This window comes from Synechococcus sp. CCY9201 (genome assembly GCF_034931105.1).
GTDB lineage: Bacteria > Cyanobacteriota > Cyanobacteriia > PCC-6307 > Cyanobiaceae > CBW1002.
In genome coordinates this window covers 1-24,774 of record NZ_JAYGIC010000118.1, presented here as the reverse complement: position 1 = coordinate 24,774, position 24,774 = coordinate 1, and the positions used below count along the sequence as shown (strand labels likewise).

27 protein-coding genes and 2 pseudogenes are annotated in these 24,774 nt (G+C 60.7%); 13 read left to right on the top strand and 16 right to left on the bottom strand.

The window, feature by feature from the left end:
* Positions 1-178: 178 nt before the first annotated feature.
* The 3 genes and pseudogenes from VB716_RS11775 to VB716_RS11765 all read right to left on the bottom strand — a co-directional run.
* Positions 179-394: a type II toxin-antitoxin system HicA family toxin gene (locus VB716_RS11775; protein WP_323270576.1), complete on the bottom strand. Its 216-nt coding sequence runs from the start codon at positions 392-394 to the stop codon at positions 179-181.
* Positions 387-593, bottom strand: coding sequence for a type II toxin-antitoxin system HicB family antitoxin (locus tag VB716_RS11770; protein ID WP_197155549.1), 207 nt, complete (start codon positions 591-593; stop codon positions 387-389). The genes VB716_RS11775 and VB716_RS11770 overlap by 8 nt, the downstream gene beginning before the upstream one ends.
* A gap of 55 nt (positions 594-648) precedes the next feature.
* A pseudogene (locus VB716_RS11765) lies at positions 649-1,024 on the bottom strand (DUF3427 domain-containing protein); the annotation flags it as partial.
* 48 nt (positions 1,025-1,072) lie between these two features.
* Between VB716_RS11765 and VB716_RS11760 the strand changes: the two are divergent.
* On the top strand, positions 1,073-1,396 hold the full coding sequence (locus tag VB716_RS11760) for a nucleotidyltransferase domain-containing protein (RefSeq protein ID WP_197155551.1): 324 nt from the start codon (positions 1,073-1,075) through the stop codon (positions 1,394-1,396).
* Between the two features lie 36 nt (positions 1,397-1,432).
* Here VB716_RS11760 and VB716_RS17485 read toward each other — a convergent pair whose 3' ends face one another.
* A complete protein-coding gene (locus VB716_RS17485) occupies positions 1,433-1,573 on the bottom strand; it encodes a hypothetical protein (protein ID WP_231605272.1) in 141 nt (46 codons plus the stop codon).
* Here VB716_RS17485 and VB716_RS11755 point away from each other — a divergent pair.
* Positions 1,514-1,786: a HEPN domain-containing protein gene (locus VB716_RS11755; RefSeq protein WP_416238109.1), complete on the top strand. Its 273-nt coding sequence runs from the start codon at positions 1,514-1,516 to the stop codon at positions 1,784-1,786. The genes VB716_RS17485 and VB716_RS11755 overlap by 60 nt on opposite strands.
* Positions 1,787-1,795: 9 nt before the next feature.
* Here the strand turns inward: VB716_RS11755 and VB716_RS11750 are convergent.
* From VB716_RS11750 to VB716_RS11725, 6 genes and pseudogenes are all read right to left on the bottom strand, one after another.
* Positions 1,796-2,166: pseudogene (locus VB716_RS11750) on the bottom strand (DUF3427 domain-containing protein); the annotation flags it as partial.
* 289 nt (positions 2,167-2,455) lie between these two features.
* Positions 2,456-2,842: a type II toxin-antitoxin system death-on-curing family toxin gene (locus VB716_RS11745; protein ID WP_323270574.1), complete on the bottom strand. Its 387-nt coding sequence runs from the start codon at positions 2,840-2,842 to the stop codon at positions 2,456-2,458.
* Positions 2,839-3,033, bottom strand: coding sequence for a hypothetical protein (locus VB716_RS11740; RefSeq protein ID WP_323270573.1), 195 nt, complete (start codon positions 3,031-3,033; stop codon positions 2,839-2,841). Before VB716_RS11740 ends, VB716_RS11745 begins: the two co-directional genes overlap by 4 nt.
* Positions 3,034-3,162: 129 nt before the next feature.
* Complete coding sequence (locus VB716_RS11735; protein WP_323270572.1) at positions 3,163-3,375, bottom strand: type II toxin-antitoxin system HicA family toxin; 213 nt, start codon at positions 3,373-3,375, stop codon at positions 3,163-3,165.
* Positions 3,375-3,572: a type II toxin-antitoxin system HicB family antitoxin gene (locus VB716_RS11730; protein WP_197155684.1), complete on the bottom strand. Its 198-nt coding sequence runs from the start codon at positions 3,570-3,572 to the stop codon at positions 3,375-3,377. The genes VB716_RS11735 and VB716_RS11730 overlap by 1 nt, the downstream gene beginning before the upstream one ends.
* Before the next feature lie 36 nt (positions 3,573-3,608).
* Positions 3,609-6,803, bottom strand: a complete 3,195-nt coding sequence (locus tag VB716_RS11725) for a DEAD/DEAH box helicase (RefSeq protein WP_323270571.1) — start codon at positions 6,801-6,803, stop codon at positions 3,609-3,611.
* Between the two features lie 632 nt (positions 6,804-7,435).
* Between VB716_RS11725 and VB716_RS11720 the strand changes: the two genes are divergently transcribed.
* The 8 genes from VB716_RS11720 to VB716_RS11685 all read left to right on the top strand — a co-directional run bounded on the left by VB716_RS11720 (position 7,436) and on the right by VB716_RS11685 (position 17,407).
* Complete coding sequence (locus VB716_RS11720; RefSeq protein ID WP_323270570.1) at positions 7,436-8,155, top strand: tyrosine-type recombinase/integrase; 720 nt, start codon at positions 7,436-7,438, stop codon at positions 8,153-8,155.
* Positions 8,156-8,172: 17 nt separating this feature from the next.
* On the top strand, positions 8,173-9,210 hold the full coding sequence (locus VB716_RS11715) for a transposase (RefSeq protein ID WP_323270568.1): 1,038 nt from the start codon (positions 8,173-8,175) through the stop codon (positions 9,208-9,210).
* A 591-nt stretch (positions 9,211-9,801) separates the two neighbouring features.
* The gene (locus VB716_RS11710) at positions 9,802-10,014 is read left to right on the top strand and encodes a type II toxin-antitoxin system HicA family toxin (RefSeq protein WP_323270567.1); all 213 of its coding nucleotides are present in this window, start codon (positions 9,802-9,804) and stop codon (positions 10,012-10,014) included.
* Positions 10,015-10,156: 142 nt separating this feature from the next.
* Complete coding sequence (locus VB716_RS11705; protein WP_323270566.1) at positions 10,157-12,256, top strand: RNA-directed DNA polymerase; 2,100 nt, start codon at positions 10,157-10,159, stop codon at positions 12,254-12,256.
* Positions 12,257-12,430: 174 nt separating this feature from the next.
* Positions 12,431-13,588, top strand: coding sequence for a hypothetical protein (locus VB716_RS11700; RefSeq protein ID WP_323270565.1), 1,158 nt, complete (start codon positions 12,431-12,433; stop codon positions 13,586-13,588).
* 7 nt (positions 13,589-13,595) lie between these two features.
* Positions 13,596-14,783, top strand: a complete 1,188-nt coding sequence (locus VB716_RS11695; protein ID WP_323270564.1) for a caspase family protein — start codon at positions 13,596-13,598, stop codon at positions 14,781-14,783.
* Entirely contained in the window at positions 14,780-16,180 is a 1,401-nt protein-coding gene (locus VB716_RS11690) for a hypothetical protein (RefSeq protein ID WP_323270563.1), read from the top strand. Before VB716_RS11695 ends, VB716_RS11690 begins: the two co-directional genes overlap by 4 nt.
* A 651-nt stretch (positions 16,181-16,831) precedes the next feature.
* Positions 16,832-17,407: a hypothetical protein gene (locus tag VB716_RS11685; RefSeq protein ID WP_323270562.1), complete on the top strand. Its 576-nt coding sequence runs from the start codon at positions 16,832-16,834 to the stop codon at positions 17,405-17,407.
* Between the two features lie 571 nt (positions 17,408-17,978).
* On the opposite strand, the gene VB716_RS11680 is transcribed toward VB716_RS11685, so the two are convergent.
* The 6 genes from VB716_RS11680 to VB716_RS11655 all read right to left on the bottom strand — a co-directional run bounded on the left by VB716_RS11680 (position 17,979) and on the right by VB716_RS11655 (position 23,526).
* Positions 17,979-19,055: a hypothetical protein gene (locus tag VB716_RS11680; protein ID WP_323270561.1), complete on the bottom strand. Its 1,077-nt coding sequence runs from the start codon at positions 19,053-19,055 to the stop codon at positions 17,979-17,981.
* Between the two features lie 11 nt (positions 19,056-19,066).
* On the bottom strand, positions 19,067-19,612 hold the full coding sequence (locus tag VB716_RS11675) for a DnaJ domain-containing protein (protein ID WP_323270560.1): 546 nt from the start codon (positions 19,610-19,612) through the stop codon (positions 19,067-19,069).
* A 178-nt stretch (positions 19,613-19,790) separates the two neighbouring features.
* Positions 19,791-21,656: a DUF2075 domain-containing protein gene (locus VB716_RS11670; RefSeq protein ID WP_323270559.1), complete on the bottom strand. Its 1,866-nt coding sequence runs from the start codon at positions 21,654-21,656 to the stop codon at positions 19,791-19,793.
* A 124-nt stretch (positions 21,657-21,780) separates the two neighbouring features.
* Positions 21,781-22,782 (bottom strand): HIT domain-containing protein, encoded by a 1,002-nt coding sequence (locus VB716_RS11665; protein WP_323270558.1) that lies wholly within the window; start codon positions 22,780-22,782, stop codon positions 21,781-21,783.
* Between the two features lie 11 nt (positions 22,783-22,793).
* A complete protein-coding gene (locus VB716_RS11660) occupies positions 22,794-23,192 on the bottom strand; it encodes a HEPN domain-containing protein (protein WP_323270557.1) in 399 nt (132 codons plus the stop codon).
* Positions 23,179-23,526: a nucleotidyltransferase domain-containing protein gene (locus tag VB716_RS11655; protein WP_323270556.1), complete on the bottom strand. Its 348-nt coding sequence runs from the start codon at positions 23,524-23,526 to the stop codon at positions 23,179-23,181. The genes VB716_RS11660 and VB716_RS11655 overlap by 14 nt, the downstream gene beginning before the upstream one ends.
* Positions 23,527-23,717: 191 nt before the next feature.
* Here VB716_RS11655 and VB716_RS11650 point away from each other — a divergent pair, with 191 nt between their 5' ends.
* From VB716_RS11650 to VB716_RS11640, 3 genes are all read left to right on the top strand, one after another.
* Positions 23,718-23,927, top strand: coding sequence for an addiction module protein (locus VB716_RS11650; protein WP_322756912.1), 210 nt, complete (start codon positions 23,718-23,720; stop codon positions 23,925-23,927).
* Between the two features lie 2 nt (positions 23,928-23,929).
* Positions 23,930-24,220, top strand: a complete 291-nt coding sequence (locus tag VB716_RS11645) for a type II toxin-antitoxin system RelE/ParE family toxin (protein WP_323270555.1) — start codon at positions 23,930-23,932, stop codon at positions 24,218-24,220.
* 263 nt (positions 24,221-24,483) lie between these two features.
* A partial coding sequence (locus VB716_RS11640; protein WP_323270554.1) for a hypothetical protein occupies positions 24,484-24,774 on the top strand: 291 nt, incomplete at its 3' end.

Here is a 24,774-nt window from a genome sequence, read left to right as displayed (position 1 = left end):
CTTCGCGCCGGTGCTCGCGCACGAACCGCAGCACCCGTGAACCCCGCGTCTCGTGGTGGATGTACCGCTGGCCGCTGGGGGAGGCGGCTGTGGTGATGCTCTGGCTCTCCCAGAGGAACAGGGAGGGACCGAGCGCCAGGTCGCGATAGCGGGTGGAGGGGGAGAAGAGAGATCCGTTTCAGAGCAGATCCACAAACTCGCTCACATCCACCTTGGCCTGCCTCAGCACACCCGCGAGGGTGCCGATCTTGACCGTTTTGTGGAGAGGAACGACGCAACCCCGGCTACCGCATCGCATCACCACATGGCTGCCGTTCTGGCGTACGGCGTTGAAACCCAGGCGTTCCAGCGCACGGGTGATCTCCCTACCGGAAAGGTGCGGGAGCTTAGGCATGCGCTGGAACGGTGAACAGGGTCACCAGGGGGTGGCCCTTGATCACGGCGGGGAACTCCTCCAGATAGAGAGTGGTGGCTTCGCGAAGGTTGGCGAGGGCCTCCTCAATGGATTCCCCTTCCGTTGTGGTGCCTGTTTCAGGGTTGAAGGCCACATACCCGCCTTCTTCCGCAGGTGTGAGCACAGCGGTGAGTTCCATCGGCGCCGGTCTGGTGGGCTCAGTCTGATGGGATTTGGCCATTGCCGCTGCCCCCTCAAACCGCCAACCCCATCCCCTGCATCCACCCCGCCGGTATCGCCCGCTCCAGCCGACACCGAATCGCCATCGGCCGCTCTCCCCTCGTGGCTCTCCCAGTGGAACAGCGCGGGGCCCAGGGCCAGGTCGCGGTAGCGGGTGGTGGGGGAGAAGAGGGATTCGCTCTTGGTGAGGGTCACAAAGAGCAGATCGCACTGGCTGGGTTCGTGCCAGAGCACGCCTTCGCGGTGGATCCAGGGGGCGTCGCCCGTCAGGATCCCGAACGCCGCTTCGATTTCGGCCCGGCTGTAGCGGCCGTGGACGCGCACCGGGATAGGCCGGGCCCAGGGCCGCAACTCCAGCAGTTGGTGCAGGTCGTGGCGCCAGGCTGCGGCTGCCTGGCTGAAGGTCAAGCACCTGGCATAGCCGGCGATGATGGAAGCATGGGAAAGGCACCGCTCGTCACTCAGGAAGCCCTGAAGGCCTTCACCGATCGCCTGGTGGAGGCGTTTGCCCCGGAGCAGGTGATTCTGTTCGGCTCGATGGCACGAGGAACAGCCCGTCTGGAGTCGGATGCCGATGTGTTGGTGGTGATGCCCTTTGAAGGGAGAGCCCTGGAGAAGATCCTGGAAATCCGCGAGGTTTGCCACCCTGAGTTTCCTCTGGACATGCTTCTTTGGCGACCGGAGGACATACCCAGGCGCTACCGCTGGGGAGACCCATTCATCCGTGCAGCCCTCGACCACGGTGTGGTGTTGCATGGCTGAGCGCAATCCTGTTGTTGACGAGTGGATCAGCAAGGCCTAGGGAGATTGGCGGGCCATGCAGTTGTTCATCAGCAGCCAGGGCATGAGGATGCGGTGGTCTTTCACGCTCAGCAGTGTCTGGAGAAGTACTTCAAGGCAGCCCTGATTGCTCATGGGCAGACTGTGCAGAAGATCCATGATCTGCGGGAACTCTCCAGGCAGCTCGGGATCCTGATGCCGGATTGGGAGGCTGATCCTTCCGATCTGACCCGGATCACCCAGGGAGGGGTGATGTTTCGCTACCCGGGGATGGAGGCCCAAGCAGAGGACGCCGCCAGGGCCGTTGCCATCACCCAAGGCGTGAGGCAGCGGCTTTCCGGGTGGCTGGGCACCCTTTCTGCAGCCAGTTGAACGGCATCCTCAAACCGCCAACCCCATCCCCTGCATCCACCCCGCCGGTATCGCCCGCTCCAGCCGCCATCGAATCGCCATCGGCCGCTCCCCCTCGTGGCTTTCGGAGCGGACAAACCCCAGACACCGAAACGGCTCGGTGACAACTGCCCGGTGGTGGAGGCGGCGGTGGTGGTGCTCTGGCTCTCCCAGTGGAACAGGGACGGGCCGAGGGCCAGGTCGCGGTAGCGGGTGGAGGGGGAGAAGAGGGCTTCGCTCTTGTTGAGGGTCACGAACAGCAGGTCGGTCTGGCTGGGTTCGTGCCAGAGGACGCCTTCGCGGTGGATCCAGGGGGCGTCGTCGCGCAGGATCCCGAAGCCGCCAGGCTTCTGCGCAGCAGTAGGCGGCTTCGACAAGATCCGTGAGATGCGGCGACTCTGTCAGGCGCACTTTCCCCTGGATCTTCTAGTCCGGAGGCCGGAAGAGATCGAGATTCGCTATCGGGAGGTGATCCGGTTGTGCGCGAAGCTCTCGACCATGGCGAGGTGCTCCATGGTTGAGCCCTGGTCGGCCGTTCCGGAGTGGATTGCCAAGGCCGAGGGAGATTGGGAAGCCCCAGGGAACTCCTGAGCTGGCGCCCATCCTTTCCGGGCCGAATGAGGCGGCTGGTGATCTGTTTGCAGAATCACCTCATTTCGAGCTCTTGATCATTTGCCGAACCCAGTCGCTCAACGCCTGGCGCCCAAGCGCTCCGGAAGCCACAGCCAGAATGGTGGCTTCCGCTGCTTCCGTCGAAGCCGTCATTTCATACCCATTGAGCATCAGCATGATTTCCATGGCGGCATGACCGATGCGTTTGCCATCCACAAAGGGATGGTCCCTGATCAAAGAAAAGCCAAGTGCTGCTGCCTTATCGACGAGAGTGGGATAGAGATCAGTACCCGAGAATGTCTGGCGGGGCTGGGAGAGTGACGCCTCCAGCAGGCCGAGGTCCCGCAATCCGGGCAACCCACCAGAGGTGACGATCAGACGGCGATGCAGCTCCAGAACCTCGCTGAGGCTGAGAAAGCGGATCAAGCCAGGCGCCGGTAGAGCTCCTTATTCTTTGCCAGCACTTGGGAGGCGGCGACCTCAAAGTCAGCGGAGGGCCTGCTCAACAGATCGCGAACAGCAGCTGCCGCCAGGTCCTGCTGGGCCACGTTGAGCCGTACCGCCACCTCGGCGAGGGCACGGGACTGCTCTTTATTGAGATTGATGGCGAGGGCCATGGCACTCCTCCAAGACTCTCACTTTAGGAGGGGTTGATGGGGGTTGCCTCCTCAAACCGCCAACCCCATCCCCTCCATCCACCCCGCCGGGATGGGCCTCTCCAGCCGCCAGCGGTTCATCCTCCTGTCTCAGAGCAATTCCCGGAACTGCTGAGCCGTCAGACCTGCATCCCGGGCAATCGCGCCCATGGTGATGGCGTTGATTGGGTCATGACGGGGAATGACCAGGCGCCGCTCGCCGTTGCTCATGATCAGATGCCCGGATTCCCTCACCACCCGATAGCCAAGTTTCTGGAATACCCGCACCGCCTCCTTCTGGCTGATCCCCGGAAGCCTTGGCATTACACGCTCAGCTCCAGCGTCTCCACGGTCTTCACGCCGGACTCCTCGGCCTCAACCTCAAGCCAGAGGGTGATGGCCTCGCGGATGTTGCTGAGAGCTTCCTCGCGGGTGCTGCCCTGGGAGTGACAGCCAGGCAGGTCGAGGCAGCTCACAGCCCAGCCTTCTTCGGTTTCCAGCAGGCGGATGCGGTAGGTCATGGAGCCGGCGCCTTGGTGGGACCAGTCTGGCTGTTCTCAAACCGCCAACCCCATCCCCTGCATCCACCCCGCCGGTATCGGCCTCTCCAACCGCCAGCGAATCGCCATCGGCCGCTCCCCCTCGTGGCTCACGTAGCTGGCAAACCCCAGACACCGAAACGGCTCGGTGACACCCCCGGCCCGGCCCCCCTCCCGCCGGTGCTCGCGCACGAACAGCAGCACCCGCGACCCCCGCGCCTCGTGGTGGATATAGCGCTGGCCGGTGGGGGAGGCGGCGGTGGTGGTGCTCTGGCTCTCCCAGTGGAACAGGGAGGGGCCGAGGGCCAGGTCGCGGTAGCGGGTGGAGGGGGAGAAGAGGGCTTCGCTCTTGTTGAGGGTCACGAACAGCAGGTCGGTGTGGCTGGGTTCGTGCCAGAGGACGCCTTCGCGGTGGATCCAGGGGGCGTCATCGCGCAGGATGCCGAAGGCCGCTTCGATCTCGGCGCGGGAATAGCGGCCGTGCACCCGCAACGGCACCGGCAACGCCCAGGGCAACGGGTAGAGCCGATGATCCGCCTGCTCGGCCAGCAGCTCCAGCAGCTGGACCAGCTCCACTCGCCAGGCACCCATCTGCCAGAGCACCGCCAGGGCTTCGGCCAGGGGCGTCCAGCGCTTGCCGGTGCCGAACAGCTGGGCGGTGAGCATCAGCCACTGGCGCCGCTCGCGATCGCCCAGACCGGTGACATCAGGAGGTACGTCGGCCTGCAGCTGGGCGGCCAGCCAACGCAGGCGATCGGGGTCGTCCAGATGGAGCAGGCCGGCGCCGATGGCACGCGTGAGCCGTTCCTCCTCGGGGTGGGGCTCGACTCTGAGCCAGCCCAGCTCGCGCCGAAGGATGGTGTAGCCCACGGGAAACCGGGCGGTGGATATCCCGTAGAACTCGGCCGGCTCCATGCCCAGCGCTTCCAGCCAGTCGGCCAGGCCGGAGGCGGGGCCGATCACCACCTCGGCCGCCAGGGCGCGCAGCTCCTCGATCAGTTGTGGTCGGCGGCTGGGCAGGCTCTGGCGCAGGTTGTCGAGCACCCGCTGCGACGCCACCCGGTCGAGCACCAGCCGGCAGCCGGGCGGAAGGAAGGGAAAGCCCTGTTCCAGCTGTGTTTCAAACTGGCGGCGGCTGCCTCCCAGCAGGGCGCGGTAGCGCAGATCGAAGCGGAAGCGCCGGTGCTGCTGGCCGATGAAATCGAGCACGGTGAGGCAGCTTTTGCCAGTTTCGGGGGAGAGGCGCAGGCCCCGGCCGAGCTGCTGCAGAAACACCACGGCGCTCTCGGTGGGGCGCAGCAACAGCACGGTGTCGATGGCGGGGATGTCGAGCCCCTCGTTGAACAGGTCCACCGCGAAGAGGATCTGCAGCTCACCGTGTTGCAGGCGGCGCAGGGCATCGCGGCGCACATCGGCGGGGCTGCTGGCATCGAGGGCCTCGGCGGCGAGACCACGGGTGCGGAAGCGCTCGGCCATGAAGCGGGCGTGCTCCACGCTCACGCAGAAGCCCAGGGACCGCATGCGGGATGGATCGGCGAGCTTCTTGTCGAGCTCGCTGAGGATCAGATCCACCCGCCGGTGATCGCCCGTGTAGAGGGTGCTGAGCTCGGCCGGCACGTAGCCGCCGCGGCGCCATTCCAGGGCGGAGAGGTCAGTGGCGTCGGCCACGGCGAAGTATTGGAAGGGGCTGAGCAGGCCCTGATCGAGGGCACTCCAGAGGCGCAGCTCGGCGGCGATGCGGCCATCGAACCAGTGGAGAATGTCGAGCCCGTCGGCGCGCTCGGGGGTGGCGGTGAGCCCGAGTAGGAGCTTGGGGGTGAGGTGATCGAGCCAGCGCCGGTAGCTGGCTGCAGCGGCGTGGTGGAACTCATCCACGATCACCACATCGAACCGATCGGCGGGAATCTCAGCCGTGACCTGCTGGCTGAGCGACTGCACCGAGGCGAACACATGGCGCCACTGGCTGGGTCTCTCGCCATCCACCCACAGCTCCCCGAAGGAGGGATCTCGCAGCACCTGGCGGAAGGTGGCCTGGGCCTGCTGGAGGATCTCCTTGCGGTGGGCGATCAGCAGCAACGGCGGCGGATCGGGTGAGGGGAACAGCTCGGGGAAGTCGGCATGGAGCCGGGCCACATCGAAGGCGGCGAGCACGGTTTTACCGGTGCCGGTGGCCGCCACCACGAGGTTGTGCCAGCGGTGGTGGAGGGAACGCTCGGCCGCCAGCTGATCGAGCATCTCGCGCTGGTAGGCGTAGGGCCGCAGGTCGAACCACACCTGAGCGGCGGATCCAATGGCGGAGTCGTCGCCACGGGCCAGAGCGAGTTGATGGTCGATGCGGGCCTGCTGCTCGGCGGTGGCGGCGTAGGGCTCGAACTCGCCCTCTTCCCAGTAGGCCTCGAACGTGCCTTGAAACTTGCGCAGCATGGCCGGTGTTTCCAGGGCCGCCAAGCGCACGTTCCACTCCAGGCCATCGAGCAGGGCGGCACTGGAGAGATTGGAGGAGCCGATGTAGGCGGTGCTGGTGCCGCTGGCGCGGTGAAACAGCCAGGCCTTGGCATGCAGACGGGTACGGCGTGTGTCGGTGCTGACGCGCACCTGGGCACCGCGCGACACCAGCCAGTCGAGCGCCTTGCGATCGGTGGCGCCCATGTAAACGGTGGTAAGCACGCGCAGGGGGCGGCCGGCATCGAGGTGGGCACTCAGCTGCTCCTGCAGCAGACGCAGGCCGCTCCACTTGATGAAGGCACAGAGCAGGTCGATCCGATCGGCTGAAGGACACTCCGCCTGCAGAGCCAGGCCCACGCTGGGCTCACTGGGCGCGTTGATCAGCAGGGTGCCATCGGCCAGGGGGATCAGGGGGCGGGTGATGGGGACCTGGCCAGGGAGCAAGGGAGCATCGCGCAGCTCTCGCAGCAGCCGAGCGCTGGGGTGCAGCTGGTCGCCGGGGTGGACAGCGGCGGGTACCTTCTGGTGCAGCAGGGCCACGATCTGGTTCACCAGCGCCAGCTGCTCTTGCTGTCGCTGGGCTTCTGGTAACGAGGCCAGGGCTGCTTCGCTCAGCTTGTGCAGGTAGCGGGCCAGGCGTTGGGGGGCTTCGGCGGGGTCGAGTGGATCAAGGTGGTCCAGGCCCGCCGGCCCGCAAGCGAGGGCCTGGTGGATGGCTTCGCTGAAGGGGTGGTCGTAGAGGCCTGCAGGTAGCGCCTGGTCGGACATGAGTGGGTAGGCCTGTGACCGAAGGCCCAGCAGCCCAGTGGTGGGCAAAAGCCAGACCTGGGAATTTAATGCGGGTCCGCATAAACTGACACAGGCTTTGAAAGACAAGGTCAGATGGGTTGCCTGGAAAGGTTTCTGCTGGTGCCAGCCTCAAGAGATTCGTGGCTTATGCGGACAGGAAGAGTGCATCTAGGGGTTTAGGCGGATCCGCCCAATAACAAGTTGAACTAAGCCGCTTCGCGGCAGATTACAAGAATAATCATAGCCAACTGTTGTCGATTCAAGGCTCTGCGCCTTGCGGGGATGACACAGGGTGATGCTGAGGGCGAGAGCTGAGCAGTCCCCGCTGGGTTGCGGCTGGCGACTGATTCCGGGAAGACACTGAGGGATGCGCATCTACTGATGCGCTGATTCCCTTCATCTTCCCAACGGGAAGCCAACTCAATGAATAGTACCGAACAGGAGCGCTTTGATCGCCTCTTTGACGCGAACGTAAAAGCGATGAGGCTGCACGGCTTACGCAGCAAGACGATTGACAGCTACAGCCGAACGTTGCGTCGCGTGGCGGGCCTTTCGACCGTTGCCCCGATGATCTCAGCCCTGATGACTTGAAAGGGTACTTCGCTGCCTTGTTGGAGCAGTATTCGTGGAGCACGATCAAGGTTGATCTCTGCAGTCTGCAGTTCTTCCACCGCCATGTTCTTGATCGCGAGATGGAATGGATCAAGATCATCCGCCCGCCACGTGTGCGCAGTCTGCCTGATGTTCCCACCCGCGAGGAAGTGCATCGGCTGATCAACACGGTGCGCAAGTTGCGCTACCGGATATTTCTGCTGGTGGTCTACAGCCTTGGCCTGCGAATCGGCGAGGGCCTGGCGCTGGAGGTGGCGGACATTGATGGCAGCCAGCGGCGCGTGCACATCCGCGATGGCAAGGGCGGCAAGGATCGCTACGTGCCGATACCGGTGCTGACGCTGCAGGCCATGCGTCGCTTCTGGACGACCCACCGCCATCCGCGGCTGCTCTTTCCCAGTCCGGCCGGCAGCCAGTTCATCGTGCGGATCACCAGTGCACCGATGGATGCCAGCGGCGTGCAGGCAGCTCTCAGAGCAGCCCGCCTGGAGTGTGGGATCGAGAAGCGGCTCACGGTGCACTCACTACGCCATGCCTATGCCACCCACCTGCTGGAGCAGGGGATGGACCTGCGCCTGATCCAGTCCCTGCTCGGCCACAGCCATAGCAACACCACGGCCCGCTACGCCCACATCACCCAGGTGGTGCGCGATCACACCGGTGATCGCATTGAAACACTGCTAAATGGCTTCCAGCTGCGCTGGGCGGAGGAGTCATGATGCTTCTCTCCCACTTGGTGGAGCGCTACCAGGGAGACCTGGAGCGTCTTCATGGCCCTCAGCTACTGCCGAGTCATCGCCAGGCCCTGCAGGCGATGCGACGCTGCCGCCGTCAAGGCAGCGACCTGATGGTGCTGCAATGTTCCAATTGTGAGCACAGTGTCAAGATCCCCCATTCCTGCGGCCATCGCAGTTGCCCCCATTGCCAGCATCATGAAAGCCAGCAGTGGATTGAACGACAACGAGCCAAGCTGCTGCCGGTGGAGTATTTCCTGATCACCTTCACGGTACCGGCTGAGCTGAGGCCGGTGTTCTGGCAGCATCAAAGAGCAACCTATGATCTCTTGCTGAGAACGTGCTGGCAAACGATCGATTCCTTTGCTCGCCGTGATCCAAAGCTCAGGGGAAAGATCGGAGCGCACGCAGTGCTGCACACGCATAACCGTCGGCTTGACTACCATCCCCACGTGCATCTGATTGTGCCAGCAGGTGCGATTCATGAGCAAAGAAGGGAATGGCGCAGCAAGGCCAAGGGCTATCTGTTTCCTGAGGCCAACCTTGCCAGGGTATTCCGTGCGAAATGGTTTGAGGGGATGCGGCAGTTGGGCCTGCAGGTGAAAAGCACGATCCCACGAGAGTGGGTGGTGCACTGCAAATCAGTAGGCCGTGGCGAGAAGGCACTGATTTATCTTGGCCGCTACCTGTACCGTGGTGTGCTGCCGGAGAAGAACATTCTCTCTAACGAGGATGGAATGGTGACATTCCGCACCAAGGACAATGCGGGAATGGAAATCATCCAGACCATCTCAGGTGGTGACTTCCTCTGGTTGCTGCTGCGGCATGTACTACCAAGGCGGTTTCGGCGTGTACGTGATTTTGGCCTGCTGCATGCCAACGGCAAGCGCCTCATCCAGTTGGTGCAACTCCTGCTGAGGGTCGTGTTGCCCGATCGCACTGAGCCGAGCCACAAGCCAGCGGTGCTGTGTCCCCAGTGCGGCGGCGTGATGGAAGTCCTCGCTGTTCGTGTGCGAGGCATGAGACCACTGCTCAGCTAAACGCTCAAGGAAGGAGCGCAAGATAAGCCTGCCCATAGCCCTGCTTGCCCCATCCAGGCTGGATCAGAAGGAGAGAACTGGCCTGGAGGCTGGACTGCGCCCCTAAGCTGAGCAGGAACCAGTCATCACAGCTCTGGTTCAGGCAGGACAGGTATTTCTACCCATGGCAGAAGATAAAGCCAGTGTGGAAAACGGCCAGATGTTTCTGCAGTAAGCCCCTGGGCCCCAGAGCTGCAGGCTTGTTCAACTTCGGATAAGATCGTGGCTGCGCACGATCTATCCATAATCGTTAGCCGAATCTCTGGGAATGGCGCTGGGCGGGGTTGAAGGAATGGATGCGCACGAGAACGTGTTTAGCTACAGTGGCATGAGCTGAGAGGTAAGCATGAATTTCACGTTGGAGTGCGAACAGGAAGTGGACGGTCGTTGGATCGGTGCGGTGCCTGAGCTACCCGGAGTCCTTGCTTATGGAGGCTCTGCTGCTGCTGCGATGTCAAAAGCTGAAGTCTTAGCCCTTCGAGTAATCGCTGATCGGCTTGAAAATGGCGAATCCGAGCCAGTCAGCATCCGATTTTCCCTTCCACTCTCTGCATGAGTAATTGGCCGTCAGCCAAAGCCAAGAAAGTATTGGCTGCCTTGCAGAGCATTGGGTGGAGAGTTAAGCGTCAGTCAGGATCTCACAAGACCCTTGAACATGCAGACTATCCGGACTATGTCTTTGCATTCCATGATGGCGAGGAGATTGGCCCAAGGATGCTGTCTCGAATCGCAAAGCACACCGGCCTCGAACCAGGTGATTTGTGATGCAGGCGGGAAATCGGCTAACAATGCCATTCACCTGAGCCGCCACCTGATGATCTTTGTTCAACTTCCTGGCTCTCGGCGGCCAGGTGATGGCAAGCGTTAGGCAGCCGAGAAGCCGTGATCAGCCCCTGGAGGGTTACGGATGAGGATCAACCAGCTCGCAAGTAAGCAGAACCTCGAACTGGCCTGGCGTCGGATCACGACCGGCGGTAATTACCAGTACAAGCGTCTCTATCGACCCGTCTACTACGCCTACGAAGTAGCCCTTGAGAAGAACCTGCAGGACCTGCAACATCGGCTACTCGGCGGTTCGTTTGAGCCGAGGCATCCAGAGCGCATCTACGTCCCCAAGCAATCGGGACTTCATAGACCGCTGGCATTGCTCAACATCGAGGACCAGATCGTTTTGCAGGCGTTTGCCAACTTGTCAGCGCAGCGGATGCAGAAGAAACGCGCACCGCTTCAATTCAAAGTGGTCTTCAGCAACCTGCTGGAGAGGCAGGACAGCATCTTCTTCTTTCGCCGGTGGCAAGACACTTATGGTGCGTTTCAGCGGAGGATCGAGATGCAGTATGAGAACGGGCTACGATGGGTAGGTGATTTCGACCTGGCAGCGTTCTACGACACGATCTCGCACGAGCTGCTACTTCGCACCATCTATCCCCGTACGACCAACAGCGATCTTGACTGGATGGGCAAGTGCTTAAAGACGTGGAGTTCCGATCGCGCTGCGTCTGGCCACGGGCACGGCCTTCCGCAAGGCCCACTTGCCTCAGACTTCCTCGCCGAGTGCTTCTTGCTGCCCATCGATTGCGAGTTACAGAAGCGCCGTGGCTACACGAGGTATGTTGATGACGTGCGCCTCTTTGGCGAGACCGAGGACGAAGTTAGGGCCGACCTCATCGAACTCGAACGGCTTTGCCGAGAGCGGGGTCTCATTCCCCAAGCTGGGAAGTTCGCCATCAAGTGTGCCCAAAGCGCCCATGAAGCTATGGGGATGCTCCCGAGCATCTCGGACCCGCAGCACGAGGGCGAGGGCAAAGAGAAGATCGACAAAATGGAGGCGCGCGGCGCATTTCTCTCGGCGATCAGTGGGAAGCCGTATCGCGTGACGGACAAGACTAGGCTTCGGTACATCCTCTTCCGTGCCGAGCCCGACTCAAACCTCCTGACGCTCGTACTTCGGCTGATTCCACACCACCCTGAGCACGCGGATGCGTTCTTTGCCTATCTCGGGCGCTTTGGCTATCGGAAGCCCGTGGAGCGGATGTGCCGGTATATCGTGGTCAACAATCCATATGCTTACGTTCGAGGAGAAGCGTGGCACGTGCTGGCAAAGTACAGCCGGGTACCGCGATCGATGACGGCCATGGATATGCGGGTACTGACGGACCGTGCCGTGAACATTGCCAAGGACAAGGCTCAAGAGAGTTTCGTGGAGCGTTGGGGTGCCTGCCACTTCCTGTGCGTCTCTGAGGAGGTGGCTGGCGGCCATCGCAGCCGGTGGCTCAAGTACCAGGCGCCGCTCCTGCAATCCCTCCTGGCCCCAGTCCTACCGGTCGGCGCATATGCCAAGGGTGAGGTCGTCGAGACGTTTCTTGTCCGGAGCGCGCCGGAACCCGGTTTGTCAGTCTGTTCGGCGCTCCACGAACGAGGTTTGACGCCAGCAACCTTTGGGCTGACGCCGTCGAAGCTGCCCTCGCAAGTTGCTAACACCCTGCGGGAGTTGGGTGTCATTTCTGCACCGGGTACCCGGGTCGATCCCATCGCAGAACTTCTGAGGTCTCGGTATGGAGTTCCTCGTGGTAAGTCCTGGCACACTTTGTTGGCTGCAGAGTACGTCCATGCCCTCGGTCTGTTGAAGCAGGCCGAGGCAGCGTTTGCGGGTGGACGTTCGTTCTGGCTCGCCTGCCAGAACTCGTTCAACCAGACCGTGTTCCTGGCGCTACAGCAGCACCTGGCAGCGACGGGACACCCCGCGGCCTGTACGACCGTAGACAAGAAGGGCCAGCTAGTGGACTTCGGCGTTACTTTGGATGCGAAGGGGCCGTTCTCTAAGAACTGTCCCAGCGTCGGGGGCTGTTTCCGCGACATGAACGCGCGGAGGAACCACCTGCCGGTGTCGCACCCCTACGAGAAGAAGACCGCCGCCCAGTCCCGGCACCTCAAGGCCCAGGAAAGGAACCAGTTCATTGCGCGTCTGCGTGTTGCCTATCTGGACTTTGTTGCATTGATGCCATGAGTAACTGAGCTTACGGAGCAAAGCTGCCTAACAACATCATGCAGCGAACGGCGCTTCGCGCCGCCGCTGATGATGAACGTTAGACCAAGGGAGGGTGAACGGGCCTTGTGGCAGACTCTAAAAACGTATAGAATACCTCAGGTTCTGTTCAGCCTTCAGCAGGGCTCCTAAATCATGCCAATTGTCTTTGTGCATGGCGTCAACAATAGAGATGGTGCGGGCTATCGCGAGAATGAGGCCGCGCGCAACGGTTTCCTGCGCGAGATTGTAGCGCCAACATTGGAGCTTGATCCTGACAAGCTGAAACTACTCAGCCCCTACTGGGGCCAGTTCGGTGTGGAGTTTGCCTGGAACATGGCAGTTCTTCCCAATCCCGGGGACAAGTTTGAAACTTTCGGTGCTGATGCAGACGGTGAAGCGCGAGGTCGCGTCACTGGGCTTCTGGCTGAATCGCGCTCCGATGGAAATATCCTTGCCGAGGCTCAGCACAATTTCACTTCGGCCGTTGACCTTCTCTATGCATCCGCAATGGCTGGCGCGACTTCGGAGGAGGGAGCAAGAGACTTGGCACGCTCCTATCTACTGGCCGTCGAGTACGCGCAAAAGAACCCCAACCCAGCCTGGGTTGCGACGGCGACCGAAAGCAACTTCGCCGATCAGCTCAACTTCGAGGCTGACGCCAGCACGGTGGAAACCTTCGGCGCAGGAGGCATTCTCGACTCTCTCAAGGAAGGTCTGTCCCGATTGCTGAATGCGGCACCCGACGCAACTGCCGCACAGGCGGCAAAGCTGCTCCGCAAGAAACTGAATGCCACGGTGACCCGATTTGCCGGAGATGCCTTTGTCTACCTGTCACGTCGAGGCACCAAGGAATCGCCCGGAGTCATCGTGACTACGGTGCTTGAAGCGCTGCAGCAGGCCAGTGCCAGCCGCAGCGCTGATGACGACAAACTGGTGGTGATCGCGCACAGTTTTGGCGGCGAGATCGTGTACGACATCCTGACCTATTTCGATCCAACACTCACGGTGGACTGCCTGATCACTGTTGGCTCCCAGGTTGGCCTGTTTGAGGAGATGAAGCTTTATGTTGTGAGCCAAGCCAACTTGCCCCCGAATCCTCCCTTAGGACAACTCAAGCGGCCAGACTCGATCAAGCGCTGGCTCAACGTTCTCGATACCAACGACATTCTGAGTTACCTGATCGAGCCCATCTTTGATGGTGTCAACGACTTCCACTACGACACCGGCTACAGCTCCCTGAGTGCACACGGCGGTTACTTCATGCGGCCAAGCTTCTATAAGCGCCTGGCTCTCCGTCTTTCCCAGGGATGACTGTTCCATGACGCTCCTCTACAGCAACGAGAATGCGTCCCAGCCAGGCACACACGTGCTCGCCGTGGGAGTTGGCAGCTATCCGCATCTGCTCGGCGGAACCAAGAAACTCGCGAACAAGCCGCTTGGGCTGAAGCAACTCTCTTCGCCACCGGTCTCCACCAAGGCGCTGATTGACTGGTTCCTGGCGCCCACGATTGCCCCAGGGACCGCTGGCTTTTCCAACGACCTTGCACCCTTGTGCACGCTCGAAGCCCTTGTGTCCGATCTTGTTCCTCTCACCGTTGAAACCCCAACCGGCGCGAAGCCGCTCGATCCGGCAACGCGCGATAACATCCAGAGCGCTTTCGAGAGTTGGCTGGATCGGTTGAGCAGCAATCCGGATAACATCGGCGTCTTCTATTTCTGTGGCCATGGCCTCATGGTTTCAGAGCACTACCTGCTCGCGGAAGACTTTGGCCGCAGCAAAGCTCAGCCGTGGTCGCAAGCCTTCGACATTTCCACCACGATCCGGGCTGTCGAACGAGAAGCAGCTGGGACCACCTACTTCTTCATCGATGCCTGCCGTGAGATCTCCCGCGATGTTGCAACGACGCTTGGCGCCAATCCGAATGCTCTGCAGGCGGTTGATCTCTCCAAGAAGGTCATCCGCAAATCCGTTACCACGATCTATGCAACGGGGGAGGGCGAACTTGCCTTCGCCCCACTAGGCGGCGCCATCTCGCGATTCACCTCAGCGCTTTTATCCGCCATGTCCGGCTACGCCGGAATCAAGACGCCCGGGACATCCACCTGGAACGTCGATGGCGAAAGCATCGCAGCAGCCGTGAGGCAACTTCTCGAATACTACGCGCTCGAAGCCTCAGGCACAGCTGGAACTGGCAAGCAGGTGAGCGAGCAATCGGTGCAAGGTAGTTCGATCCCGCTGTTACGGCTCACCGCCGCACCGTTGGTGAAGGTATGGCTTGACCTCACCCCGGCGCAGCGGCGTGCGCTTTACGAGATCTACCTGGTGTCAGCCAAGGGCAACCGCTTTGCGCAGACGCAACTTGATCGCATTTTCAAGATCGATGTGCCACGCGGTTTCTACGAGGTGGGAGCCAACGATCCAGCCGGTGCACTCCCAGCGGTTGTGCACCCTGAGGAAGAGCTGGTGCCACCTTTCTACAAACTGGATCTTCATACTCAGCCATGAAGAATCTCATCGTCACACTGGCCTACAACGCCGCCGACTACGGACGCCGTGACGGCTCAGAGACCGGGTATGCCTTGCCGCTCAAGGTGCTGGACGCCGAAGGCTCTGTGCTCGCCGAGGGAGCCGCAAGTGTTGACCAGCCTGCCTCCTTTGAGATCCTCGATGAGACCGAGCTGGTCTTCGTGCGTCTGACCTGGCCGTCCGGCCGAACCGAGACCCAGCGCATCGACCTTCAAGGGCGTTCGGACGCCTCGGTGACCTTCAGCGACAGCACGATCGCGCCCAACGAGTGGTCGGCCTGGGCCATCCCGAAGCTCAACCCACGAACACCGCTGGCGCTGGGAACCGGCGCCGTTGACCTGTACCTGAGCCGATACGACAGGGTTTGGCTGCGCCTGTGGAGATTTGAAGCAGGTGCCTGGGTGGAAGAGCCCCTCAACCCAACAGGAACTTATCGCAATCGGTCCGCATGGCAGCTTGATCTGACGCTTGCATCCTGTCCCTGGTTGCTGCAGATCGGTGGCTCCGCAGTCACCTGGCGCTTCGTTTCGCTGCCGGGCGGCGGCCCGGCTCGCGTTCTGATCACTCCGCGGGATTCCAGCGATCCACGAGCAGATGAAATGAAGGTCATCGTGACTGGCTTTCGCGCCGATGCTGAAAACCTGCTGGAGTTCCTGGCACGGGACTCCATCCGAGCCGTCCATGCCCTTGCAGACTCAGTTCTCCTGGCGGAGAAGCTCCTGGCCGAGAAGTTCCACGACCCGCTGGCTGCTGTGGCCGGAGCCTATTACCTTCTCCGTGTGAATGCCTGGAATCGCCTCCCGTGCTCCTGGTTCGAAAACCTGTCGCAACAATTCGCCTGGTTGCCTGATGCGGCCATCGTGCATTCCATCCGACTGCTTCGCGAGGGTACTGAAGCTCAGACCTCTCCCTATTCGCCACCTGACCTTCTCAACCAGAGTCTTAAATGCGGCTGGCCTGTCTACTCAGAAGGCATCACTTTGTTGCAGGAGGCTGCTGCTTCCCTGCGCGGATCTCCCACCAGGACTCATGACCAGGACTCCTTCCGTGACGTCCAACAGCTTGGTGCGGCCAAAGCCTGGGCGGGTGCGGCTGCGAGCTTCTACGGGCGCTTTCCCGATGACCCCAGTCCTTTGAAATGGGCCGGTATGCCCCATGCACCGAGGCGTCGCTCCCTGAATCCACTCCTGCGGGACTACACAGCCACCCATCCACCAGGAAACGCAACCCGTGAGGCACAGCTCAGTCGCGTCATTGCCGACAGCGCGAGCAACCTGAAACCCACGGGAAGCTTGAAGGGGGAATCGGTGCAGCTGGCCCGCCCGAGTAGCTTGACTCCGGATGATGTCTTTCTGCTCGGCAGCATCCAGGGATGACGGAGTTGGCCGGCGGTCGATTCATTCGGCCTCCCGCGCTGCTGATGGGATGTGTTAGACATGCCTTGGGAACCCATTGCTCGGCGCTCTCTTAAATGCTGTCTGTATCTTCAGATACACCCGGATCGTTGCAGATCGGCAAACCGAACTTGCATGCATCCCCTTCACGTGTGAACTTTCGCATAAGAAATTAGGAGTACTGCTTTGGCCAAGCTATCTGCAAAGATCTACTTCTCTGACTTTGCAGGTATTCCTTCTAGGCTTCTTGACAAGCATGGAGCGTTTGACGTATCACTAATCAACGACCTTCCGCTATTCATTGACCCATTTTTGTTATTTAATAGTACCAAGCCTGAATATCAGGCTCTGCATGGAGAGATGCTGAACTACATGAGGTTTCTCAAGGGTATTACACTCGCTGGAAGTGCATCCCCAGCATTGGCAAGAAGCTTATTACCTTTCCAGAGGTTAAACAGAATTGGCTGGGTTTTAGCAAGAGTGGGAATGCAGGGCGTGGACTAGGCAAGGATTTCGCAGCGTCTCTGCATACGAACTTCGAAACACTCTTCAGGAATTTTGGCGAAGAAAAAATCAGTAACAGTAGCCCATAGCGAAAAACTCTGTCTTGTCCGAGATGGGATTGGCAGAGACATGATCAGCGACTTCACAACTAACTTAATCAAGGGATTCCTAGGAAGGTATACCGAGGATTTTGCGCGTAAGTACCTAGAGCCTCATCAAGTCCGCAGGGTCACTCTTTCAAAGGTGCGATTTAACTATGCCACTACAACATGGTCTCCAGAGTCCTTCGATTTGCCCTTCCTTAATGGCGACTACATACTCCTGACACCCAAGGATATTCTCGCTAAAGATGAGTCATGGATTAACCGCAATGACCTTTACGATCGCTTTATCGACATAGCCAGCTCAATTCCAGACGAAGCTCTCAGATCACAGCTCAACAACTACCTTCAAGATGTTCTTCCTTCAGACGCAAAGAAGAACAAAGAAGACCTTGCCGCTGCCGTAAGTCAAGCAATTTTGCGATATCCGGAGATCTTAGACTACTATATCAAAGACAAAGAAGAGAACTCGGAACAGGCAGCCCCTCTCTCTGAATCAAAAGTTGAAGCTGCACAGAAGCAGTTTATTGTGGCTGTACGGTCATTTGTGCAAGACTACCTTGAGCCAACCGGATTTTATCAGCAACCAAAGGATACATATTAAGAGGCTATGAAGCGAGTTCTATTTCTGAAGGATGTCATTGAAAACAAAGGGGGGCATCGCATCTTCTATGTAAACGATGAACCTAGTGATCGCGAGGCTGATCTCCAAATTCTATATCGACTAACTTGGTACGCCACTACTTCTGATATTACCCGCGAAGCCAATTATGGACGCGGTCCTGTAGACTTCAAGGCGTCAAGAGGGTCTGGTAATAAAACACTTATAGAGGTAAAACTTGCAAAGAACACCCATTTAGAGCGAAATCTAGAAAAGCAACTTGAGATATACGAATAAGCAAGTGATTCAACCCAGCCCTCTATTAAGGTTGTTATTTACTTTGCCTCAGAGCAGTTGGCGAGAGTCCAGAGGATCCTATCCGGCGACTCTTCGATCATATTGATTGATGCTAGGGCTGACAACAAGCCATCAGGGTCAAAAGCATAAGAGGGCTATATTTGAATAGACGAGCATTGCAGCAAATGGATGTCCAACAAGCCCCTCGAGTGGACAGGCCGCCTAATGATCTCTGCTGCGCCAACCCGAAATTTCAGCCTGCCACTCAGGGGCAGCGTTAGTACAGCAGTTGATTCCCCTCAAATCTAGCCTGGAGTAACTCTAGGCGATTCATAAGCTTCTCAAGCTTCTTCTCTTTCTGCTTACGCGTGCTGGGAGGCCCGTCAAAGTAACTCATCTCATTCCGCAGGAGATAGTCGATAAAGTCTTTCGGCTCACAGGGCTTGGCCCCGATCCACTTGTGGAAGTTTTGATGGATATTTTGGCTAATCACAATGAGGTTGTCTTCGTAGGCAGCCAGATCTGGCCTAGAGCTCGCATCAAAGAGGTGATGGGCTTCCAATTCGATTGGCTGTTTATCTAATGGTGATGGCCTGCAGCCCGATACTGCACAACCAGAGCCACCCTTGCGCAATGCCCTCTGGCGAACACGATCTTTGGTTGCCTTCACCCTTGATTCATGGCTCTCGAGCAGCTTTCGCTGGGATTCAAAGCAGTCTTCAGCAACATCCGCGACTGCTTTTACCCAGGCTTTCCGTGCCTTGGTGATTCGCCCCTTTTCATTCATCGTCTTCGCTAGTCGCACGATACCGCGTTGGCTCCAATGGCGCTGGTCTTTCCCTTCAAAGTCATCAAAGTGAACGCCCATCTCAAGGCCCTCTGCACCCTCTAGGCCAGCACTCTCCTCTTGGATCCTGCGGATGGTTCCTGCCATTCCTTTACCATTCGTCCCCAACACACTCACAACTGAGCGCTGTTGAAGAAAGATCAGATTTCCTCGAATCTCAATGGCACTTCGATCTTGAGTAACTTGTATGATTCGCCGCTTGACGAGTGTTCGCGTCACGCGGGCTCGATGGTGGGTGAAGAATTCTCGGATCTTGGCAAGTATGCTTCCCCCCTCCTTCTCTTCAAGATATTTGGCAATCGCCATCACACCCTCTTCGTAGAAGCGGCGGCTCTGAGCCTGACCTGGCTCGTACTCGAAGAACTCGCCTTCGATCAATTCCCATTCATCGTCTGTATCGTCATCGAAAAACTGGCAAATGCTCTCCAGCTTTTTGGGGCTAATGCCAAGAATCTTGGCAGTCTCCTGAAACGAGAAAGCATCTCGGAGTCGCTTCGATGTTGCCATCATCCCTCGTGTCAGATAAAGGCAAGCAGTGAATCGCGCATCTTTTGAAGGCGCTCCATGACGCGAGGATCTCCACCGGCATCCGGATGGTGTTCCTTGGCGAGTTTCCGAAAAGCATCCTTGATGTCGTCAGCTGTGGCTGTCTTGGGGTCTAGGGAGAAAACATGCCAGGGCCTGAAATTCTCAAGCACATCAATGCCGTTGATGCAAGTGCTGCCTGAATTCCCGCGTTCGCTTTTCGGCACTCCGACCCACTCACGATAGAGCTTGAGCCAATCCGCTTTGGTCTTCAGGTTGAACTCTCGGCCTGCCATGGCGAGGTTGAATTCATTGGACTTGCGTAGTTCGGTGGCATTCTTGCATCCGAATACCTTGCACACAGCTTCCTTCAGCTGTGTCACTGTTAAGACAGGCTCGGGAAACGGTTTGCCGTGAATAAATTCGGCAAAAGCAAGAAGAACTTCTGCATTTGGTGTGCCGTTTGCAAGAATCTCTTCAATCCGTCTTTCAACGGATGGGCGATCCAGTTTGATGCGTTTTGGCGACCGGGTTGTCACGGGTCAGTTCACGCTGGCCTCTTGTTAGCTGCCAGAGCGAGCATGTGGGGAAACTTGTCACCAGTCTTTGCCTCCCTGCTCTGGGCCTGCCCACTGGCTCTCCTTCATCATGTCGAAGCAGCACTTCATGGAGTTCTTGGGCTGCAGAAGCGCCCTATGACTTATGGACACGGATAAGTCAGAACTCTTCCACTCCGCCGGCTACCTGCTTGAGCCACCCGTTCAATTCCGGATCACAGGCAAACACCCAGCACGCCTTCGTGCCACGGCTCATCAGCGTGCGGTAGGTGTTGCGGATGATCGCGTCGGCCTTCAGCCGGATCGCCTGGGGGTCACGCTTCAGGCCCACCTTGTACCCCTTCAGCGACTGATCCGTGCGCGCCCGCGCCGTGGGCACCGTCACCACCTGGCCATCCCGGTAGGCCAGATCCGGCCCGATGATCACGCCGATCGTTTCCAGCTCCAGGCCCTGGCAGGTGTGGATGCAGCCCACCTCCTCCACGGTGCCCGGCTTCATGATCCACACGCTGCCGTCCTTGCTGAGGTTCCAGCGCGCCCGGTAGCCCCAGGGCTCGATCGTGATGTCCCAGGCGTTGGGGTGGTACTTCGATGCCCAGTTCCAGCAGTAGCCCGCCACCATCCGCGCCTGGTTGCTGTGGTTGGCCTGGCGGATCGCCTCGTGCAGCGCCACCGGATCGTCGAACACGCGGACGTCGTAGCTGCCCGGATCGAGCCGCTCGTTCGCGGTGGGGCGGATGCCCAGGGTGGAATCCAGCCAGGCCAGGTACCCATCGGAGCCGCTGCAGCGGAACTGCGACGGCAGCTCGGCCCGTTGCAGTTCCGCCTCGTGGAACTGGCTCCATTTCTCGATCTCGGCCGTGCTGCCGATGTCATCGAAGGTGACGCGCTGATCCTCATCCAGGAAGAACACCGCCAGCTTGCTGGCGTGAATGATCTCCTTGACCTGATTCTCGCCTTCCTTGTCGTAGATGGTCTTGGTCATCAGCCGGTGGCTCTCATCCACGATCAGGGCGTCGTAGAAGCCCTCCGGGCAGCCCACGAAACAGGCCGAGCCGCAGAACAGGTTGTCGTACTCGCCCTTCTGCAGGGAACCGGTGAGCTTGGCCCGGTACACCGCCCGCGGCGCTGCGTTCTTGCTCACGTAACGCGCGTTCAGACCCATCCCCAGCAGCCTGGCCAGCAGGTTCACCGCCACCACCGACTTGCCCGTTCCGGGCCCGCCCTGCACCAGCAGGACCGTGTGGCGCGCCTCACGGATCCGCCGCGCCAGCGCCAGAGCCTGCTCGTACACCACCTTCTGCTCGTCGATCAGCACGAACGCGGTGTTGCCCATGAGCATCCGCTCCACCGCATCGGCCAGCTGCTGGCTGGGTTTGGCCTTGCCATCGCGGATCCGCTCGATCGTGCGGCCCCGGTCGCCCACCTCCAGGCAGCGGCGCAGGAAGGTCGCCATGGCGGCGTTGTCGTGGCGCAGAAACAGTGGCGCCCGCTCCAGATAGGGCCGGTAGCGGGCATCGGTGAGGCCGCTGCCGTTCACACAGTTGTGCAGGTAGGCGCAGGGCTGCAGCGCGATCCCGTGCTCCACCACCGCCGTGTTGAAGCCGCGCAGCAACGCGCCGTAGCTCATCGCCTGATACGAGGGATGTGTGGTCTCGCGCGGCCCCTTGCCCAGGAACGTGCGCACCACCCCATCCAGCTCCGTGGGCTCCACGGTTTCCCACTGCTTCAGTTCCACGATCACCGCAGCCGGTGCGCCGTTGGCGTTGCGGCCGGACAGCAGCAGATCGATCCGCTTGGCGGTGTTGTGGATCTTGTACTCGATGGCGACGCCCAGCTCGGGAGGGATCTCCTTGAACTGCAGCACGTTGCCCACGCACTGCAGTGAGTTCTGCCAGGCGCGGAATTCATTGGCCGCCACCTTGTGGCCCGTGAGGTCGAAGTAGCGCTTGCGCACCTCCTCCTCGATGCGCTGCTCGCGCACGTGCTGGAGGAACACCTCCCGGGTGGCGAGGTAGATGATCACGGCGGCAGAAGGGCTGCTGGTTGTGCCTGGGCAGATTCTGGCGCTGGCGGGATGCGCTGGATGTCGCTGGGTTGACCTCCAAGGCTCAGCGCGGGAGGCGTCGGCAAGTTGATCCGCACCGCTCTCAATAGCTCTGTCGTTGAGGAATCACCCCCCGCACCCCTCCCCGCGGCTGCTCACAATCCCCTTCCCGCCTCGGAATCAGATGCCAGTGCGCATGAAACACCGTCTGCCCGGCAGCTTCGCCTGAGTTCAGCCCAACGTTCCAGCCGCTGATCGAAGAGTCTTCCGCGATGAGCTGCTCCCGCCGCTGCAGCAGCAGTGCCACCACGGCGTTCCACTCCGGCTGGTGCAGCGCCATCCCATCCGCCACATGCCTCCGCGGGATCACCAGGCTGTGGCCCTCGCTCACCGGGTAGGCGTCGGCGATGCAGAGCGCCAGCTCGTTCTCCAGCAGCACCCGCCCGCTGCCCTCCAGTGCGCAGAACACAGAGCCCGCTTCGCGGTGGCCATAGCTGGCCTGGACGCCGCGGAAATCGGTGCTGTCTGTGTCGCGCTTGCCTGCGTTGCAGCGGAAGCAGAGCGCCTGCAGGTTGCTGATGTCATCCGAGCCGCCCTGGTTTTTCGGCACGATGTGGTCCACCTCCAGGGCCCGTTGATGCTCATGGGCGCCGCAGCACTCGCAGCGGCCCCGGGCGCGAGTCAGCACCCGGTATTTCACCGAGCCGCTGACTGGGGTTCGAGTTCGTGAGCGGTGTGCAAACACCTCCTCGCCGCGCTGCTCGCGGAAGGCATCGAGGCGCTGGCGGCACAGCTGCAGCAGCGCGTCGCGCTCGGTGTCGCTCAGCTCGTCGCCGCCGATCAGGCTGTAGGCGCCGTTGCCGTAGTGCGTGATGCCGTTGCCGGTGAGCACCTTGCCCACCATCCGCTTCACCCGCTCGGTGTAGTAGTTGATCTGGGTCACGTCCTCCCCCAGGATCCGCCGGGCGATGTCCTGCGCCGGGGCCGGGCTGTGGCGGCCCAGCAGTTCCAGCAGCATCAGTGGTTGGTAGATGTGGCTCATGCGCATCCGCTTGGCGATGTAGTCGCGGAGGCGTTCGTAGGTGGGGGAGGGGTTTGGGGGCATGGGAGACCCCATCAGGGATCACGGTCAGAACCTGCCAGGATCAGTTCGTTCACACGCACCAGCAGCGCTTTCACCTGTCGGTTGTAGTGCGTTCGATCCAGCCCCAGAGGGGTGGGATCAGCGTCATAGCGGAATTGCACGGCGTAAACGGTGAGCTGAGCCAGCGGCTCCAGATCTGCCGTGCTCTCACCGGCTGCGGCGAGGAGCAGCAGCAGCCGACGCAGATCATGGGTGAGAGGCGCATCAACGTCCAGATGCAGCAGCCAGGCTTTCAACGCCTTCTCCACGGCCTGCTGAAGCCAGAACCCCCAGGCACCCTCCCGGAACACGGCGGGATCGCTGCTGGCCTCAGCCGTCTCCAGGTCGGCAGTGGCGATCTTCAGCAGGCCTTCCGGCTCAGAGAGCACCATCGAGCAAGCGCCCCTCCCTATAGGCCCTGCCGATCACGTGACTGCGCCAGTGGCGGCGCTCCACGCACTCCTGCTGCGAATAGAGCAGAAGATCGAGGGACACATCCGCCTGAGCCAGCTCGTCCCAGAGCTGGTTGAGCACCTCGAAGCGGTGGTGGCCCTCAAGCCAGGCATCCGGTGCGGTGATCAGCAGGTCGATGTCCGATTCCGGCCCCGCTGTGCCACGCGCCCGGGAGCCGAACAAGCGCACTTCGGCGCCTGGGATCCTTTGCCGGATCACAGCCGCCATCCGCTGGAGGCGCTGCTCGATCGGTGGCGCGGCGGCGCTGGTCATGCCGCCATTCTGGGCAGGGTCTTATCGGGCTGGTAGCGGGGGTGGGGAAACCGGGCTGGGCCGTCACGGGGGTGGCACTGGAGGAGGAGAAGAATTGGCGTCATGACATGCCCTTCCCCGGACCCCGCCTCACTCCAGGAAGCGTACCTACGATGGATTCCTTGCCTGGGGGTGTGATGGCGTTTGCGCCCATGTCTGACCTTCTCCAACTCCCGCAGAGCGAGCGGCTGGCCCTGGCGATCGCCCTGTGGGACAGCCTCGATGACCAGGCCCGGGATGGGGCGTTGCCGGTCGACCCTGCCCTCTGCGCGGAGCTCGACCGGCGCTGGGCCACCCATCTCGACAACCCGGACGAGGCTCTGGCCTGGGATGAGGTTCGGAGCCAGCTCGACCTCGGCTGACCATGCGCCCAGTTCGCTTCCTGCCGGATGCGGTGCAGGATCTTCTGGCGACTCAGCGCTGGTATGGCAAGCGGGAGCCTGCGTTGGCTCGTGACTTTGCTGAAGTCTGCGCTGCTGCGGTGGAGCGCATCCGCCGCGATCCCCGATCCTTCCCCTTGGTTCACGGGCAGATCCGCAGGCTCGTCATGAAGCGTTTTCCCTATGCCGTCTACTTCCGGGAGCAGGGCGATGAAATCCTGGTGATCGCCCTTCACGGCCGCCAGGATCCCAAGCTTTGGCAGCAGCGCACCTGAAACGTCCGTTGGACAGACCCCATTCATGGGCCTGATGTGGAAACGTTCCTACGTTGATTCGCCTGGAGACAGCTGAGTGGGGTTCCCGATGGCTGGGCAACTGCCTGGCGGCCCGTCACTCGCAGCGGCCCCGTGCCCTTGTGAGCACCCGGACCTTCACCGAACCGCTGATCGGGCTGCGGTGGCGGGAGCGATGGGCGTAGCCGAAGGCTTCTGCGTAGGCGAAGCCTTCTCGTAGAGAAGCAGTACACCTCCTCACCCCGTTGCTCGCGGAACCCGTCCAGCCGCTGGCGGCACCGCTGCAGCAGCGCGTCGCGCTCGCTGTCGCTCAGCTCCTCCGCGCCCATCAGGCTGGTGAGCTCATCGCCATGGCGGGTGATGCCGTTGCCGGTGAGCACGCGGCCCACCATCCGTTCCCCAGGATCCGCCGGGCGATGTCCTGCGCCGGGGCTGGGCTACGGCGGCCCAGCAGTTCCAGCAGCATCAGCGGTTGGTCGATGGGGCTCAAGCGCATCCGCTCGGGATGTAGTCGCGGAGGCGCTTGTAGGTGGGGG

Coding starts and splice junctions, on each gene's coding strand:
- VB716_RS11700 (WP_323270565.1), top strand. CDS start 12,431: ATGCCAATTGTCTTTGTGCATGGCGTCAACAATAGAGATGGTGCGGGC.
- VB716_RS11735 (WP_323270572.1), bottom strand. CDS start 3,375: ATGCCAAGGCTTCCGGGGATCAGCCAGAAGGAGGCGGTGCGGGTATTC.
- VB716_RS11650 (WP_322756912.1), top strand. CDS start 23,718: ATGTCTGACCTTCTCCAACTCCCGCAGAGCGAGCGGCTGGCCCTGGCG.
- VB716_RS11740 (WP_323270573.1), bottom strand. CDS start 3,033: ATGGCCCTCGCCATCAATCTCAATAAAGAGCAGTCCCGTGCCCTCGCC.
- VB716_RS11770 (WP_197155549.1), bottom strand. CDS start 593: ATGGAACTCACCGCTGTGCTCACACCTGCGGAAGAAGGCGGGTATGTG.
- VB716_RS11705 (WP_323270566.1), top strand. CDS start 10,157: ATGAGGATCAACCAGCTCGCAAGTAAGCAGAACCTCGAACTGGCCTGG.
- VB716_RS11710 (WP_323270567.1), top strand. CDS start 9,802: ATGAGTAATTGGCCGTCAGCCAAAGCCAAGAAAGTATTGGCTGCCTTG.
- VB716_RS11760 (WP_197155551.1), top strand. CDS start 1,073: ATGGGAAAGGCACCGCTCGTCACTCAGGAAGCCCTGAAGGCCTTCACC.
- VB716_RS11730 (WP_197155684.1), bottom strand. CDS start 3,572: ATGACCTACCGCATCCGCCTGCTGGAAACCGAAGAAGGCTGGGCTGTG.
- VB716_RS11680 (WP_323270561.1), bottom strand. CDS start 19,055: ATGGCAACATCGAAGCGACTCCGAGATGCTTTCTCGTTTCAGGAGACT.
- VB716_RS11665 (WP_323270558.1), bottom strand. CDS start 22,782: ATGCCCCCAAACCCCTCCCCCACCTACGAACGCCTCCGCGACTACATC.
- VB716_RS11695 (WP_323270564.1), top strand. CDS start 13,596: ATGACGCTCCTCTACAGCAACGAGAATGCGTCCCAGCCAGGCACACAC.
- VB716_RS11645 (WP_323270555.1), top strand. CDS start 23,930: ATGCGCCCAGTTCGCTTCCTGCCGGATGCGGTGCAGGATCTTCTGGCG.
- VB716_RS11655 (WP_323270556.1), bottom strand. CDS start 23,526: ATGACCAGCGCCGCCGCGCCACCGATCGAGCAGCGCCTCCAGCGGATG.
- VB716_RS11775 (WP_323270576.1), bottom strand. CDS start 394: ATGCCTAAGCTCCCGCACCTTTCCGGTAGGGAGATCACCCGTGCGCTG.
- VB716_RS11725 (WP_323270571.1), bottom strand. CDS start 6,803: ATGTCCGACCAGGCGCTACCTGCAGGCCTCTACGACCACCCCTTCAGC.
- VB716_RS17485 (WP_231605272.1), bottom strand. CDS start 1,573: ATGGATCTTCTGCACAGTCTGCCCATGAGCAATCAGGGCTGCCTTGAA.
- VB716_RS11660 (WP_323270557.1), bottom strand. CDS start 23,192: ATGGTGCTCTCTGAGCCGGAAGGCCTGCTGAAGATCGCCACTGCCGAC.
- VB716_RS11690 (WP_323270563.1), top strand. CDS start 14,780: ATGAAGAATCTCATCGTCACACTGGCCTACAACGCCGCCGACTACGGA.
- VB716_RS11685 (WP_323270562.1), top strand. CDS start 16,832: ATGATCAGCGACTTCACAACTAACTTAATCAAGGGATTCCTAGGAAGG.